General features: G+C 65.5%; 11 protein-coding genes and 2 rRNA genes. 4 read left to right on the top strand and 9 right to left on the bottom strand.

Annotated elements, in window-relative coordinates; translation table 11 throughout:
* The first annotated feature begins 25 nt into the window (after positions 1-25).
* On the top strand, positions 26-1,573 hold the full coding sequence (locus ACZZZQ_RS09735; RefSeq protein ID WP_053097808.1) for an amino acid permease: 1,548 nt from the start codon (positions 26-28) through the stop codon (positions 1,571-1,573).
* 21 nt (positions 1,574-1,594) lie between these two features.
* Here ACZZZQ_RS09735 and ACZZZQ_RS09730 read toward each other — a convergent pair whose 3' ends face one another.
* From ACZZZQ_RS09730 to ACZZZQ_RS09720, 3 genes are read right to left on the bottom strand one after another with little or no spacing between them, the layout of a single operon-like run.
* Positions 1,595-1,867: a metal-sensitive transcriptional regulator gene (locus ACZZZQ_RS09730; RefSeq protein ID WP_053097810.1), complete on the bottom strand. Its 273-nt coding sequence runs from the start codon at positions 1,865-1,867 to the stop codon at positions 1,595-1,597.
* Positions 1,868-1,896: 29 nt separating this feature from the next.
* Entirely contained in the window at positions 1,897-2,310 is a 414-nt protein-coding gene (locus tag ACZZZQ_RS09725) for a PIN domain-containing protein (protein WP_463507435.1), read from the bottom strand.
* Positions 2,307-2,588 (bottom strand): type II toxin-antitoxin system prevent-host-death family antitoxin, encoded by a 282-nt coding sequence (locus tag ACZZZQ_RS09720; RefSeq protein WP_053099257.1) that lies wholly within the window; start codon positions 2,586-2,588, stop codon positions 2,307-2,309. Before ACZZZQ_RS09720 ends, ACZZZQ_RS09725 begins: the two co-directional genes overlap by 4 nt.
* A 127-nt stretch (positions 2,589-2,715) precedes the next feature.
* Between ACZZZQ_RS09720 and ACZZZQ_RS09715 the strand changes: the two genes are divergently transcribed.
* Both ACZZZQ_RS09715 and cls read left to right on the top strand, forming a co-directional pair.
* Entirely contained in the window at positions 2,716-3,993 is a 1,278-nt protein-coding gene (locus ACZZZQ_RS09715) for a DUF445 domain-containing protein (RefSeq protein ID WP_053097814.1), read from the top strand.
* A 135-nt stretch (positions 3,994-4,128) separates the two neighbouring features.
* Positions 4,129-5,589 (top strand): cardiolipin synthase, encoded by a 1,461-nt coding sequence (cls, locus tag ACZZZQ_RS09710; protein WP_463507434.1) that lies wholly within the window; start codon positions 4,129-4,131, stop codon positions 5,587-5,589.
* Positions 5,590-5,611: 22 nt separating this feature from the next.
* Here the strand turns inward: cls and ACZZZQ_RS09705 are convergent, their stop codons facing one another.
* Genes ACZZZQ_RS09705 through hutH form a run of 4 tightly spaced genes read right to left on the bottom strand, consistent with a single transcriptional unit; the run spans position 5,612 to position 10,925 of the window.
* Positions 5,612-6,517, bottom strand: a complete 906-nt coding sequence (locus ACZZZQ_RS09705; RefSeq protein ID WP_463507433.1) for an arginase family protein — start codon at positions 6,515-6,517, stop codon at positions 5,612-5,614.
* The gene (hutI, locus tag ACZZZQ_RS09700; RefSeq protein WP_463507432.1) at positions 6,498-7,715 is read right to left on the bottom strand and encodes an imidazolonepropionase; all 1,218 of its coding nucleotides are present in this window, start codon (positions 7,713-7,715) and stop codon (positions 6,498-6,500) included. The genes ACZZZQ_RS09705 and hutI overlap by 20 nt, the downstream gene beginning before the upstream one ends.
* Positions 7,712-9,391 carry a urocanate hydratase gene (gene hutU, locus ACZZZQ_RS09695; RefSeq protein ID WP_400341297.1) on the bottom strand — a complete coding sequence of 560 codons (1,680 nt, stop codon included), beginning with the start codon at positions 9,389-9,391 and terminating at the stop codon, positions 7,712-7,714. The genes hutI and hutU overlap by 4 nt, the downstream gene beginning before the upstream one ends.
* Positions 9,384-10,925: a histidine ammonia-lyase gene (hutH, locus tag ACZZZQ_RS09690; RefSeq protein WP_463507431.1), complete on the bottom strand. Its 1,542-nt coding sequence runs from the start codon at positions 10,923-10,925 to the stop codon at positions 9,384-9,386. The genes hutU and hutH overlap by 8 nt, the downstream gene beginning before the upstream one ends.
* 52 nt (positions 10,926-10,977) lie before the next feature.
* Here hutH and ACZZZQ_RS09685 point away from each other — a divergent pair, with 52 nt between their 5' ends.
* On the top strand, positions 10,978-11,754 hold the full coding sequence (locus tag ACZZZQ_RS09685) for an IclR family transcriptional regulator (protein WP_463498852.1): 777 nt from the start codon (positions 10,978-10,980) through the stop codon (positions 11,752-11,754).
* A 116-nt stretch (positions 11,755-11,870) separates the two neighbouring features.
* Here the strand turns inward: ACZZZQ_RS09685 and rrf are convergent.
* Together rrf and ACZZZQ_RS09675 are read right to left on the bottom strand one after the other, a co-directional pair.
* A 5S ribosomal RNA gene (gene rrf / locus ACZZZQ_RS09680) occupies positions 11,871-11,988 on the bottom strand.
* Positions 11,989-12,097: 109 nt separating this feature from the next.
* Positions 12,098-15,202 (bottom strand): 23S ribosomal RNA (locus ACZZZQ_RS09675).
* Positions 15,203-15,531: the final 329 nt, after the last annotated feature.

Here is a 15,531-nt window from a genome sequence, read left to right as displayed (position 1 = left end):
CTGCACGCATGCGAACGGAGAGCGGATGTCCCAGCAGAGCAATGAATCCCGCAAGGTCGCCGGAGCGACCTATACACGTGCCGGGAGTGACTACTTCGAGAAACGGACGCTGAAGAGGTCGGCCGGCGTCTGGGGCCTGTGGGGCCTGGCGGTCGCCGCGGTGATCTCGGGTGACTTCTCCGGCTGGAACTTCGGCATCGACTTCGCGGGTTTCGGCGGGATGCTCATCGCGTTCGCCATCCTCGTGGCGATGTACTACGGCATGATCTTCGCGATCGGCGAGATGGCGGCCGCGATGCCGCATACCGGCGGCGCGTACTCCTTCGCCCGCTCGGCCATGGGTCCGTGGGGCGGTCTCGTCACCGGAGCCGCCGAGACCATCGAGTACGTCGCGACCACGGCGGTGATCGTCTACTTCTCGGCGTCGTATGCCAACGGCATCACGAGCGAGCTGCTCGGCCTCGAACTGCCGGGCTGGGTCTGGTATCTCATCCTCTACGTCGTCTTCATCGCCCTGAACTCCGCGGGCGCCGCCATCTCGTTCCGCTTCGCGATCGTCGTCTCCGTGATCTCCATCGGCATCATCCTGGTGTTCTCCGCCATGGCGATCTTCTCCGGCGCGTTCTCGTGGGATGCCCTGTGGGACATCGTCCCCGACGAGGGCCAGACCGCGTTCCTTCCGCACGGCGTCCTGCCGATCCTGTTCGCGCTGCCGTTCGCGATGTGGTTCTTCCTCGGCATCGAGGAGCTCCCGCTCGCGGCCGAGGAGTCGCACAACCCGACCCGCGACATCCCGAAGGCAGGATTCTGGGCCCGCGGCACCCTGATCGTCACCGGACTCCTGGTGCTGTTCCTGAACACCGGCGTGATCGGCGCCGAGGCCACCGGCACCGCCGGTGAGCCGCTGCTCGACGGCTTCCGCGCGATCGTCGGCGACCAGCTCGCCGCCGTGCTCGCGCTGTTCGCCCTCATCGGCCTGCTCGCGTCGCTGCAGGGAATCATGTTCGCCTACGGACGCAACATGTACTCACTGTCCCGCGCCGGCTACTACCCCCGCTTCCTCTCGCTCACCGGAAAGCGGCAGACCCCGTGGGTCGCGCTCACTGTCGGCGCGGCGGTCGGCTTCGTGGCGCTGATCGTGCTCGACGTGCTCACCGCCGTCGACTCGGAGGGTGCCGGAACGGTCGCCGGCGCGATCGTGCTGAACATCGCCGTGTGGGGAGCCGTCGTCGCCTATGGACTGCAGCTCGTGTCGTTCATCATCCTGCGCAAGAAGTTCCCCAACGTCGACCGTCCGTACGTCAGCCCGTGGGGCATCCCCGGCGCGGTGATCGCCCTGGTGATCGCGGCACTGATCTTCGTGGGCTTCCTGCTCAACCCGACGTTCGGCCCGGCGATCATCGCGATCGCGATCGTCTACGCGATCATCCTGCTCGGATTCGGCCTGTTCTTCCGACACCGCCTCGTGCTCTCGCCCGAAGAGGAGTACGCGCTGTCAGGCGGTTCGCACGGCGACCCGCAGGCCGAGGGCTACGACGCCATGGAGGGCGAGGTGTTCGGCGGCGGACGCTGACCGGGGCGGAGGAGCGCGGCGCTACTTGCGGTCGAAGTCGAACGCCTTGAGCAGCTCGTCGACGGCCTTGTCGCGCTCCTCCCCGCCCTCGTCGAACATGTGCGTCACGTGCGTGCGCAGATGGTTCTCGAGCAGCAGGCGGTTGAGGGACTCGAGCGAGCGCTGGATCGCGCGGGACTGCGTGATGATGTCCATGCAGTACTCCTCGCTCTCGATCATCCGCGCGACTCCGCGCATCTGACCCTCGAGGATGCTGGTGCGGTGCAGCGCACGCTTCTTGATGTCTTCGATCACGATTCGAGGGTACTCGGATCCTGCCTCGGTCAGACCGAGAACGGGTTGAGGACAGCGAGTCCCGGGATGTCGAAGTCTCTCTCGTTGCGGGTGACCAGCGTCAGTCCGTGGTGCAGCGCGGTGGCCGCGATGAGCGAGTCGCCGAGCGGACGCCGGTTCGGCACTTGGATGGCTGCGGTGATCTGAGCGATCGCCTGCGTCACCTCGAGAGCGGGGTGCACCAGTCCGCTTCTGACCGAGTCCAGCCACCGTTCCAGAGACGCGGCGGCGACGGCATCCCGTCTCCGCGCCAGGAGGACGCCGCGCTCGAGTTCGAGCCCGGTGATCACGCTGATGTGCATGGACTCCCGAGCCGTCGCGCCGAACCACCGCGCCACGCCGAGGTCGGGCCTGGGCCGACGGATCTCCGAGATCACGTTCGTGTCGACCAGGAACGGTGTCACAGGTCGATCTCTCGTCCGAAGTCACGCGATCTGTCGGCGGCGATCTCGTCCATGATCTGACCGAAGACGTCATCGGGATCCGCCCCCTCAGGGAGGGGCCGGACGACGTCCAGGAAGGATCGCGTGTCCTCCGTCAGAGCGGCGGGCCGGAGGCGTTCGTACTCTCCGATGCTCAGCAGTACATAGGCGGGCTCGCCACGTCTCGTGATCATCACGGGCTGCCCGTCGGCGACGCGCTGAGCGCGCGCGACGGACTGGTTGAACTCTCGAGCGGTCATGGTGAACACGATGGACCCCGTTTCGAACTGTAGTGAGAGTACTACACAGCGTGGACTCGGTGAAGGGCGAACGGACCGGACGCTGCAAGCCGACCTCAGCGAGGACTCCCCGTGAAAGGATGACGTCATGCCGCGAACCCCGATGGCGCTCCTGTCGCCCGCAGACCAGGTACGACTTCGCGCTCTTCGCCGCATGAAGGCGGTGGCTCTCGGAGCGCTGATCTTCATGGCGGTCGTGTTCGTGATCGCGTTCGCCTTCCAGGAGCGACAGCCGTGGTTGGCCTACGTCCGCGCCGCCGCTGAAGGCGGCATGGTGGGTGCTCTCGCCGACTGGTTCGCCGTGACCGCGCTCTTCCGTCGGCCGCTGGGGCTGCCCATTCCGCACACCGCGATCATCCCGAACCGGAAGGATGAGATCGGCCGCACGCTGGGCGAGTTCGTCGAGACGAACTTCCTCGAGGCGAGCGTCGTGCGCACCAAGCTCGCGAGCACGGCGATCGCGAAGCGCGCCGGTGAATGGCTGCGTGAGCCCGCCCACGCCGAACGCGTGGCGGCCGAGGGGGCGACGATCGCGACCGCCGTCCTGAACGCTCTCAGCGACGACGACGTGCGCGACCTCATCACCGACCTCGCCCGCGAGCACCTCGTCTCTCCCGAGTGGGGACCGCCCGCCGGCGCCTGGCTCGAGAAGATCGTCGAGGCCGATGCGCACCACGGGGCGGTCGACCTCGCCGCCGACAGCATCGGCCGCTGGCTGGATGCGAACGCCGAGTCGTTCTCGGGACTCATCTCGCGCAGGCTCCCCGGGTGGGTGCCGAAGCTCGCCCACCGATTCGTCGACGACACCGCCTACAACGAGGCGGTCAAGTTCGTCCGCGCCGTGCAGGCCGACCCGAAGCATCCGGCGCGCATCGCCGTCGACGGCTATCTCGCCCGCCTCGCCGACAGCCTGCAGAACGACCCCGCGACGAGGGCCAAGCTCGAGAACGCCAAGGCATCGCTGTTCGACAGCCCCCGCGTGGGCGCCCTCGCCGCCGAGGCCTGGGACACGGCGAAGAACGGACTGCTCACCGCCCTCGCCGACCCCGAGAGCGGTCTGCGTGTGCGCGCGGCGCAGGCTCTGCAGGAGATCGGCGACAGGCTCACGACGGATGCCGCGCTGCAGCACCGCGTCGACACGTGGGTGTCGGATGCCGCGGTGTTCCTCGTCGACCGCTACCGCCACGACATCGCGTCGATCATCACCGACACCGTCGAGCGCTGGGACCCGGTCGAGACGACCGAGAAGATCGAGCTCATGGTCGGCCGCGACCTGCAGTACATCCGTCTGAACGGCACGTTCGTCGGCGCGCTCGCGGGCCTGGCGATCTTCACGATCGCGCACCTGCTGATCCCCGGGGTCTGAGCAGCGCGGACGGCATCGCACCCTCCGGGTGAGGGCCTGTGGAGGGGCGGCCGCGCCACTGCTAGCGTGCACCTCACTCGCGCAGGTCGCACGGGGAACCCCTCTGGCATGCCGGCATCCCTCGAAGGAGGAGTCATGGACTCGCTGCTCTCCGCGAACCTGGTCTGGTCGGTGCTCGCGATCGCGGCGTTCTGCATCAACGTGCTCGCACTGATCTACATCCCGCGCGATCGCAAGCCCACCGCGGCGATGGCCTGGCTGCTGCTCGTGTTCCTGCTTCCTTTCATCGGCATCGCGCTCTACCTGCTGATCGGAGACTTCCGGCTGCCGAAGAAGCGCCGTGACGAGCAGCAGCGCATCACGGCGATGATCGCCGAGCGCGCCCTCGACCTTCCGGATGCCGAGGCTCCGCGGTGGCTGCAGCGTGTCGCGCAGCAGAATCACGCCCTCACCGGCCTGCCGATGGTCGGTGCCTCGTCGGCGCAGCTGATCGACGACTACCAGGCATCGATCGACGCGATGGCCGCAGCCATCGACTCCGCCGAGCGATACGTGCACGTGGAGTTCTACATCGCGGCGCGCGACGAGACGACCCGGGGCTTCTTCGACGCGATGGAGAGGGCCGTCGCCCGCGGGGTGACGGTGCGCCTGCTGGCCGACTACATCGCCTCGCGCAAGATCCCGAAGTCGGAGGAGACCTTCGCCGAGCTCGACCGGGTCGGCGTGACGTGGGCATGGATGCTGCCGGTTCGCCCGCTCAAGGGCGAGTACCAGCGCCCCGATCTGCGCAACCACCGCAAACTCGTCGTCGTCGACGGCCGCGTCGGTTTCGTCGGCTCGCAGAATCTCATCTCTCGCGACTACAACTCCGAGAAGAACATCAGACGCGGCCTCATGTGGCAGGAGCTGGTGTCCCGCGTCGACGGACCGGTCGTCGCCCAGGTCGATGCGGTGTTCCTGTCGGACTGGCTCATCGAGACCGGCGAGGACCTGTCCGCGGTCGAACGCGTACCGGCCACCGCCGTTCCCGCACCTCCACCCGCCGATCTGCACTGCCAGATGGTGCCGAGCGGGCCGGCATACGGCACCGAGAACAACCTGCGGATGTTCCTCTCGCTCATCCACGGCGCGACCGAGAAGGTCATCCTGACGAGCCCGTACTTCGTGCCCGACGAGGCGATGATCTATGCCATCACCACGGCATGCCAGCGCGGACTCGACGTGCAGCTGTTCGTATCGGAGCTCGGCGACCAGGCGATGGTCTATCACGCACAGCGGTCGTACTACGAGACGCTGCTGCGAGCCGGAGTGCGCATCTTCCTCTACCCCGCGCCGTACATCCTGCACGCCAAGCACTTCTCGATCGACGACGACATCGCCGTGATCGGCTCGAGCAACATGGACATCCGCTCCTTCAGCCTCAACTCCGAGATGTCGCTGCTGGTGCGGGGCGGGTCCTTCGTCGCGCAGATGCGCCAGGTCGAGCAGAAGTACCGCGCCGCCGGGCGGGAGCTGACACTCGACGAGTGGCTGCGCGAGCCTGCGAAGTCGACCTTCCTCGACGGCCTGTTCCGGCTGACGTCGGCGCTGAACTGAGTGGCGCTCTCCCGACGCCGTGTCAGCGGGACGCGAGCGCCGCGAGCATCTCGAGCACGCACAGCGCGGCGAGCCTCACCGTGCGGAGGTCGTCGGTGTCAGCGGTCGCATCGACCTCGGCGATGTCGGCGCTGACCACACGCGGGTCGCCGACGATCGCGCGCACGAGGTGGCGCAGCTCCCACGCGGCGAAGCCGCCGGGAACGGATGCCGGGCAGCCCGGCGCCGCGGAACGGTCGGCCGCGTCGACGTCGACGTCGAGGTGGATGCGGGCGGCGGCACCCGCTCCGGCGATGCGCGTCGCCTCCGCGACGACGTCCTCGATGCCCCGGCGGCGAACCTCGTCGAGGGTGATCACGCGGATTCCCCACCCGGCAGCACGCGCCGCGTAGGCGGCGGAGTTCGCGAAGTCCGCGATGCCGATCTGGACGATCCTCGTCGGGTCGATCCTCTCGCCGTCGGGCGCGTCTTCGATCAGCCGACGGACGGGCGATCCGTTCGAGATGCCGTCACGCAGATCGAAGTGCGCGTCGATGGTGATGAGTCCGGTGGCCCCGGCACCGCGCGCGACCGGATAGGTCAGGGCGTTGTCGCCCCCGAGTGCGACGACGAGACGGGTGGCGTCAGCGAGCTCGCGCACGCGCCGGACGGTGATCGCGATGCCGTCCTCGCCGTCCGGCTCGTCGACGTCCCCGGCATCGAGCACGCGGAGTGCCGCCCCGAGATCGACCACGGGCGGCCCCATGAGCGTCGCGCTGTACCGGGTGAGCGCCTCGCGGATCGCGGCGGGCGTCGCGTGCGCTCCGGTCGGTGACAGCGAGGTGCGCCAGGTCGGCACGCCGAGCAGCACGGCATCCGCATCATCCCCTGTCTCGAACCCGGGCCAGGAGCCCGCGCGCGGCCAGAGCTCATCGTGCGACAGTGCCATGATTCGTCCCCTCTGCCGTTCCGGATGCTGCGAAGACCCCGACGCCGTCCTTCCACACCCGCTCGACGAGCGGGACTCCGGGTCGGTAGGCGAGATGGATGCGGGTCGGCGCCGACAGCAGCACGAGGTCCGCCCGCGCGCCCGGCGTGATCACGCCGACATCGTCGCGGCGCAGCGCCAGAGCGCCCCCGGCGGTCGCCGCCCACACCGCCTCGGCGGGGGTCAGGCGCATGTCGCGCACCGCGAGCGCGATGCAGAACGGCATCGACGACGTGAAGCTCGATCCCGGATTCGTGTCGCAGGCGATCGCCACGGTCACGCCCGCGTCGATGAGTCGTCGCGCGTCGGGATACGGCTGGCGCGTCGAGAACTCCACCCCGGGGAGCAGCGTGAGCACCGTGTCGGATGCTGCCAGCGCCTCGATGTCGGAGTCGGTCAGGTAGGTGCCGTGGTCGACGGATGCCGCGCCGAGGTCGACGGCGAGGCGTACTCCCTCACCCGGGCCGAGCTGACTCGCGTGCACTCGGGGAACGAGCCCCTGTGCGATGCCCGCCTCGAGCACCCTTCGCGACTGCTTGACTGAGAACGCACCCGTCTCACAGAACACGTCGATCCACTTCGCATGCGGAGCGCACGCGTCGAGCATCGGCCCTGCCACCAGGTCGACGTACTCGTCCGCGCGGTCGGCGTACTCCACCGGCACCACGTGCGCTCCGAGGAAGGTGACCTCGGGCGTGACTTCCGCCGCGAGGCGCACCAGGCGCTCCTCGTCTCGCACGCTCAGGCCATAGCCGCTCTTGATCTCGACCGTCGTGGTGCCCTGGGCGAGCATCTCGTCGACGAATCCCCGCAGACGCGCGCGCAGCTCGTCGTCGCTCGCCGCTCGTGTCGCGACCACGGTCGAGCGGATGCCGCCGGCGGCGTATCGCTGCCCCGCCATCCGGGCCTCGAACTCCGCGGCGCGGTCGCCTCCGAAGACCAGGTGGCTGTGGCTGTCGACGAAACCGGGGATGACGGCGCGACCCGCCGCGTCGAGGATGATGTCGGCCTCCGGCGCATCCGCGGCGGACCCGACCCATGCGATCCGCTCGCCGTCGATGAGCACGGCCGCGTCGACGAGCGTGCCGAAGCGGTCGCCGTCGGGCGAGGCGACGTTGGTCGTCAGCTCGGCGATGTTCGTGATCAGCGAGGTGCTCACAGCATCGGCACCTTGAGTCCACGCTCACGGGCGATGTCCCGAGCGTGCTCGTATCCGGCGTCGACATGGCGCATGACGCCGGTGCCCGGATCGTTGGTGAGCACGCGTTCGAGCTTCTCGGCGGCGAGCGCCGATCCGTCGGCGACGCTCACCTGCCCTGCATGGATCGAGCGCCCGATGCCGACTCCGCCGCCATGGTGCAGCGACACCCACGATGCACCGGATGCCGTGTTGAGCAGCGCGTTCAGCAGGGGCCAGTCGGCGATGGCGTCCGAACCGTCCTTCATGGCCTCGGTCTCGCGATACGGCGACGCCACGGAGCCGGAGTCGAGGTGGTCGCGGCCGATCACGATCGGCGCGGCCAGCTCCCCCGAGGCCACCATCTCGTTGAACCTGAGGCCGGCGAGGTGGCGCTCCTTGTATCCGAGCCAGCAGATGCGCGCGGGCAGTCCCTCGAAGTGCACCTTCTCGCCGGCCTTCTCGAGCCAGCGGTGGAGAGCCTTGTCTTCGGGGAACAGCTCGGCGATCGCACGGTCGGTCTTGTAGATGTCCTCGGGGTCGCCCGAGAGCGCCGCCCAGCGGAAGGGTCCGCGACCCTCTTCGAACTGCGGGCGGATGTACGCCGGCACGAAGCCCGGGAACTCGAAGGCGCGATCGAATCCGCCGAGCTGCGCCTCGGCCCGGATCGAGTTGCCGTAGTCGAAGACCGCGGCCCCGGCATCCTGGAACGCGACCATGGCCGCGACATGCTGAGCCATGGACTCGCGCGAGCGGCGGGTGAACTCCTCCGCATCCCGCTCGGCCTCGGACTTCCAGTCGGCGACGGCCATGCCGACCGGCAGGTAGGCGAGCGGGTCGTGCGCGCTGGTCTGATCGGTGACGATGTCGATCGGCACCCCGCGGCGCAGCAGCTCGGGGAAGACCTCGGCCGCGTTGCCGACCACGCCAACCGAGAGCGCTTCGCCCGCATCCTTCGCCGCGACCACCCGCGCGATCGCCGCATCGAGATCGGTGGTGTACTCGTCGAGGTAGCCGTGCTGCACACGACGGGCGAGACGCGACTCGTCGACGTCGACGATCAGCACGGCGCCGTCGTTGAGCGTCACCGCGAGCGGCTGAGCGCCGCCCATGCCACCCGCACCGCCGGTCAGCGTCAGCGTTCCCTTGAGCGAGTCCTTGCCGAGCGAGCGGGCGACCGCGGAGAACGTCTCGTACGTGCCCTGCAGAATGCCCTGGGTGCCGATGTAGATCCACGACCCCGCGGTCATCTGGCCGTACATGATCAGACCGAGCTCTTCAAGCTTGCGGAACTCGGGCCAGTTGGCCCAGTCGCCCACGAGGTTCGAGTTGGCGATCAGCACGCGCGGCGCCCACTCGTGCGTGCGGAAGACGCCGACCGGCTTGCCCGACTGCACGAGCAGCGTCTCGTCCGGCTCGAGCTCATCGAGCGTGCGGACGATCGCGTCGTACGCCTCCCAGCTGCGCGCCGCCTTGCCCGTACCGCCGTAGACGACGAGGTCTTCGGGGTGCTCGGCGACCTCGGCGTCGAGGTTGTTCATCAGCATCCGCTTCGCCGCCTCCGCACCCCAGCTCTTGGCGGTGCGCTGGTTGCCACGGGCGGCGCGAACCGTGCGCGGCCCGGTGGTCGGAGTCGTATCCGTCGTGATGTCAGTCATTCGCGTGCTCCTTTGCGATGCGGGCGATGGCGCCGGACTGCACGAGTGCGGTCACGGCCTCCATGTCGGGTGAGAGGAATCGGTCGGGTCCGGGGCCCGCGGCGACCGTGCGCACCAGGTCGCGCACCGCTCCGGTCGCGGGGCCGGCCTGCAGCGGAGCGCGCAGATCCAGCGCACGGGCACCGGTGAGCACCTCGATCGCGATGACACGGCCGAGGCCGTCGATCGCACGGCGCAGCTTGCGAGCAGCAGCCCACCCCATCGAGACGTGGTCCTCCTGCATCGCCGAGGACGGGATGGAATCGACGGATGCCGGAACGGCGAGCCGCTTGAGCTCCGAGACGATTCCAGCCGCCGCGTACTGCGCGATCATCAGCCCCGAGTCGACACCGACCTCGTCGGCGAGGAAGGGCGGCAGCCCGTGGTTGCGTGCCGGATCGAGCGCCCGGTCCGTGCGCCGCTCGGAGATGGAAGCCACGTCGGCGACCGAGATGGCCAGGAAGTCCAGCACCGCTGCGACCGGTGCACCGTGGAAGTTGCCGTTCGACTCGATGCGCCCATCGACCGTGATCACCGGGTTGTCGATGACGCTGGCGAGCTCGCGCTCGGCGATGGTGGATGCGTAGCCCATCGTGTCGCGCGCGGTGCCGTGGACCTGCGGCGAACAGCGCAGGGAGTATGCGTCCTGCACGCGCCCGTCCTCCGGTCCCTTGTGGCTGTGCACGATCGGCGAATCGTGCAGGAAGGCCCGCAGGTTCGCCGCCGACTCGGCCTGGCCTGACTGCGGTCGCAGCGCCATGAGGTCGGCCGCGAAGACGGCATCCGTGCCCAGCTGCGACTCGACCGACATCGCCGCCGCCATGTCGGCCGTCACGAGCAGCGTCTCGAGGTCGTGCAGCGCCAGCACGAGCATGCCCAGCATGCCGTCGGTGCCGTTGATGAGAGCGAGGCCCTCTTTCTCGACGAGAGTGAGAGGCTCGACGCCGGCGGCGGCCAGAGCATCGGATGCCGGGATGAGCGTCCCCTCGGCGTCACGGACATCGCCCTCTCCCATCGCCGCGAGCGCGATGTGCGCGAGCGGGGCGAGGTCGCCGGAACACCCCAGCGATCCGTATTCGCGCACGATCGGGGTGATGCCCGCGTTCAGCAGAGCAGCGTAGGTCTCGACCACGACGGGGCGAACACCCGTGCGGCCGGAGGAGAGCGTCTGAAGGCGCAGTAGCTGCAGGCCGCGGACGACCTCGCGTTCGACCTCCGCGCCGGTGCCGGCCGCGTGCGAGCGGATGAGGCTCGCCTGCAGCTGAAGGCGGCGGTCGGGGGCGATGAACGTCGTCGCGAGCGCGCCGAAACCCGTCGAGACGCCGTAGTGCGGGTGCGGATCTGCCGCGAGTCCGTCGATCACGCGCCGCGTCTCGGCGACCCGGTCGAGAGCGGCGGAGCTGATCGTGACGCTCGCGCCATAGCGCGCCACCGCGACGACGTCGGCGGGGCTCAGGGGTGCATCGCCGATGAGGACGGCGGGAAGATCGGTCATGTCTCGATTCCACACCCGACGGGTCGCGCGTGGCAGGTGATCGTGACATCCTGTGTCTGTGATCCCAGACAATGAAGTGGCCGCCGCGCAGGTGCCCGCCGCCCACAACACGCTGCGGATCCTGAGTTATCTGGCCGGGCGCCCCGCGCCCGTCGCCGCCTCGGCGATCGCCCGCGAACTCGAGCTGCCCCGGTCGACCGTTTATCACCTGCTCACGACCCTCGCTGCGCACGGGTTCGTGCTGCATATGAAGGAAGACCGGCGCTGGGGCCTCGGCACCTCGGCATTCGAACTCGCCGGCGGATACGCGCGGCAGCAGCCGCTCGCACGGATCGGGCGGCCTCTTGTGGCCGCCCTCTCAGATCGTCTCGGCGAGAGCACCCACCTGGCGGTGATGAGCGGCGGCGACGTGCTCTATATCGTCGAGGAGCGCGCTCCCCGACGGCAGGCTCTCGTGACGGATGTCGGCGTCCGCTTGCCTGCGCACCTCACCGCCTCGGGGCGGGCCATGCTGGCTGCGCTCCCCCGCGAGCAGGTGCGTGCACTGTACCCGAGCGCGTCTGCGTTCCCCGACCGTACGGGACGCGGCCCCCGGAAGCCGGGCGAACTGCGCGAGCTGCTGCGCACCGTTCGTGAACGCGGCTATGCGACCGAAGACAGCGAGGTGGCAGACGGACTGCGCAGCGTCGGCGCCGTCGTCCGCGATCATGCGGGCTGGCCTGTGGCCGCGGTCGCGGTGACCTGGGCCGGCGGCGAGCTCGATGAGCGTATCCTTGCGGACGCCGTGATCGAGACGGCGTCCGTACTCGAGTCACGGCTCAAGCGCTGACGCTGCGCATTCTCTGCTGCGCCCGGTCAGTCGACGACTGCGCTTGCACTTGCGCTTGCGCACACGTTAACGCAGAAAAGCCACCCAACATTGGGTGGCTTTTCTGTTTAAAAGAAGTCCGGCGGTGTCCTACTCTCCCACAGGGTCCCCCCTGCAGTACCATCGGCGCTGTGAGGCTTAGCTTCCGGGTTCGGAATGTAAACCGGGCGTTTCCCTCACGCTATGGCCGCCGAAACACTATTGATGTTTCAATCAAACCTATAGACAAATCATTGTTGTCTGTAGGGTTCTCGACCGTACATCGAGAACCACTCAGTGGACGCGTAGCACCAACAAACGGTGTGTTATCAAGTCATCGGCTTATTAGTACCAGTCAGCTGCATGCATTACTGCACTTCCACATCTGGCCTATCAACCCAGTAGTCTGGCTGGGAGCCTCTCACCCGAAGGTATGGAAATCTCATCTTGAGGCCGGCTTCCCGCTTAGATGCTTTCAGCGGTTATCCATCCCGAACGTAGCTAATCAGCGGTGCTCCTGGCGGAACAACTGACACACCAGAGGTTCGTCCAACCCGGTCCTCTCGTACTAGGGTCAGATCCTCTCAAATTTCCTACGCGCGCAGCGGATAGGGACCGAACTGTCTCACGACGTTCTAAACCCAGCTCGCGTACCGCTTTAATGGGCGAACAGCCCAACCCTTGGGACCTACTCCAGCCCCAGGATGCGACGAGCCGACATCGAGGTGCCAAACCATGCCGTCGATATGGACTCTTGGGCAAGATCAGCCTGTTATCCCCGAGGTACCTTTTATCCGTTGAGCGACAGCGCTTCCACAAGCCACTGCCGGATCACTAGTCCCGACTTTCGTCCCTGCTCGACCTGTCAGTCTCACAGTCAAGCTCCCTTGTGCACTTACACTCGACACCTGATTGCCAACCAGGTTGAGGGAACCTTTGGGCGCCTCCGTTACTTTTTGGGAGGCAACCGCCCCAGTTAAACTACCCACCAGGCACTGTCCCTGAACCGGATTACGGTTCGAAGTTAGATATCCAGAGTGACCAGAGTGGTATTTCAACAATGACTCCACACGAACTGGCGTCCATGCTTCACAGTCTCCCACCTATCCTACACAAGCCACACCGAACACCAATACCAAGCTGTAGTAAAGGTCACGGGGTCTTTCCGTCCTGCTGCGCGTAACGAGCATCTTTACTCGTAATGCAATTTCGCCGAGTTCGCGGTTGAGACAGTTGGGAAGTCGTTACGCCATTCGTGCAGGTCGGAACTTACCCGACAAGGAATTTCGCTACCTTAGGATGGTTATAGTTACCACCGCCGTTTACTGGGGCTTAAATTCTCAGCTTCGCCTTGCGGCTAACCGGTCCTCTTAACCTTCCAGCACCGGGCAGGCGTCAGTCCGTATACATCGTCTTGCGACTTGGCACGGACCTGTGTTTTTAGTAAACAGTCGCTACCCACTAGTCTCTGCGGCCTCCAAACGCTTTCGGAGCAAGTCCTAATACGTCGAAGGCCCCCCTTCTCCCGAAGTTACGGGGGCATTTTGCCGAGTTCCTTAACCACGATTCTCTCGATCTCCTTGGTATTCTCTACCTGACCACCTGAGTCGGTTTGGGGTACGGGCGGCTAGAACCTCGCGTCGATGCTTTTCTTGGCAGCATAGGATCATCCACTTTTTATCCGCATCGTGTCTCAGCCTATGTGAGAGACGGATTTGCCTATCTCTCGGCCTACGCACTTGCACCAGGACAACCATCGCCTGGCTTGGACTACCTTCCTGCGTCACACCTGTTAATACGCTAACCGCACCAGAATGGGGTCGTGCGCTAGGCCCAACGCGTCACCCCGAAGGGATCAGTCACTGGGATTCAGACACTTAGCACTACTGGATTAGCTTGGGCGGTTCTTCGCCGGTACGGGAATATCAACCCGTTGTCCATCGACTACGCCTGTCGGCCTCGCCTTAGGTCCCGACTTACCCAGGGAAGATTAGCTTGACCCTGGAACCCTTGGTCTTTCGGAGGACGTGTTTCTCACACGTCTTTCGCTACTCATGCCTGCATTCTCACTCGTGTAGCCTCCACGGCTGGTTTACACCGCCGCTTCGCTGGCCACACGACGCTCTCCTACCCATCAACACGGCTGGACCACGAAGGCCTACCAATAATGTCAATGCCACAACTTCGGTGGCGTGCTTGAGCCCCGTTACATTGTCGGCGCGGAATCACTTGACCAGTGAGCTATTACGCACTCTTTCAAGGGTGGCTGCTTCTAAGCCAACCTCCTGGTTGTCAAGGCAACTCCACATCCTTTCCCACTTAGCACGCGCTTTGGGACCTTAGTTGGTGGTCTGGGTTGTTTCCCTCTCGACTATGAAGCTTATCCCCCACAGTCTCACTGCTGCGCTCTCACTTACCGGCATTCGGAGTTTGGCTGACGTCAGTAACCTTGTAGGGCCCATCGGCCATCCAGTAGCTCTACCTCCGGCAAGAAACACGCAACGCTGCACCTAAATGCATTTCGGAGAGAACCAGCTATCACGAAGTTTGATTGGCCTTTCACCCCTATCCACAGCTCATCCCCTCAGTTTTCAACCTAAGTGGGTTCGGTCCTCCACGACGTCTTACCGTCGCTTCAACCTGGCCATGGATAGATCACTTCGCTTCGGGTCTAGGACATGCGACTGAATCGCCCTATTCAGACTCGCTTTCGCTACGGCTACCCCTCAACGGGTTAACCTCGCCACATATCGCTAACTCGCAGGCTCATTCTTCAAAAGGCACGCTGTCACAGCTACTAAGGCTGCTCCAACGGTTTGTAAGCAAACGGTTTCAGGTACTATTTCACTCCCCTCCCGGGGTACTTTTCACCTTTCCCTCACGGTACTTGTCCGCTATCGGTCATCTGGGAGTATTTAGGCTTATCAGGTGGTCCTGACAGATTCACACGGGATTTCACGGGCCCCGTGCTACTTGGGATACTCTTCGCGCCACGGTTGGCATTTCGACTACGGGGTTGGCACCCTCTATGACCGGCCTTTCAAGACCGTTCGTCTATACCATCGTGTAACGCCGCCATCTCGGCAGAGATGACTGAAAAGTCCCACAACCCCCAACGTGCAACGCCTGCCGGCTATCACACACGCTAGGTTTAGCCTGTTCCGGTTTCGCTCGCCACTACTAACGGAATCGCGGTTGCTTTCTCTTCCTGTGGGTACTGAGATGTTTCACTTCCCCACGTTCCCTCTACCCGCCCTATATATTCAGGCGGGAGTCACTAGGTCGGCACGCCGCCCAGCGGGGTTTCCCCATTCGGACACCCTCGGATCAAAACTTGCTTATCAGTTCCCCGAGGCTTATCGCAGATTGCTACGTCCTTCTTCGGCTCCAGATGCCAAGGCATCCACCGTTTGCTCTTAAAGACTTGAAATCACATGAGTTTGAATCAGAATCGACACCAGACCCAAAGGCCTGGCATGAAATTGACTAATGATCTTTAAGATCATCTTGTGCAACCGACCGAAGCCGGCTGCAAGATGCTCGCGTCCACTGTGTAGTTCTCAAAGTACGGGCGGTACCCCTTCTCGCCACCCCCACAGGGGAAACAACAAGAGGCCCAGAGGTACAGAAACGATCCGAAGATCGCATCCGGTCCCTCAGGACCCAACAGCGTGCAGACACCTCGCTCACGAAGTCCCACTTTCCAACCGACCCGAAGGTCAGCGTACTCACGAGACTCAGCTGCGCTGATGTCATGTC

This window comes from Microbacterium sp. AC132 (assembly GCF_979258525.1).
Note: the sequence above shows the minus strand (reverse complement) of the source record. Positions and strands in the feature narration are given on the sequence as shown.

Bases quoted from the DNA above. Each gene is read 5' to 3' on its own strand.
- hutH (WP_463507431.1), bottom strand. From the start codon at position 10,925: ATGACCGATCTTCCCGCCGTCCTCATCGGCGATGCACCCCTGAGCCCC.
- hutU (WP_400341297.1), bottom strand. From the start codon at position 9,391: ATGACTGACATCACGACGGATACGACTCCGACCACCGGGCCGCGCACG.
- ACZZZQ_RS09735 (WP_053097808.1), top strand. From the start codon at position 26: ATGTCCCAGCAGAGCAATGAATCCCGCAAGGTCGCCGGAGCGACCTAT.
- ACZZZQ_RS09705 (WP_463507433.1), bottom strand. From the start codon at position 6,517: ATGGCACTGTCGCACGATGAGCTCTGGCCGCGCGCGGGCTCCTGGCCC.
- ACZZZQ_RS09715 (WP_053097814.1), top strand. From the start codon at position 2,716: ATGCCGCGAACCCCGATGGCGCTCCTGTCGCCCGCAGACCAGGTACGA.
- ACZZZQ_RS09720 (WP_053099257.1), bottom strand. From the start codon at position 2,588: ATGACCGCTCGAGAGTTCAACCAGTCCGTCGCGCGCGCTCAGCGCGTC.
- cls (WP_463507434.1), top strand. From the start codon at position 4,129: ATGGACTCGCTGCTCTCCGCGAACCTGGTCTGGTCGGTGCTCGCGATC.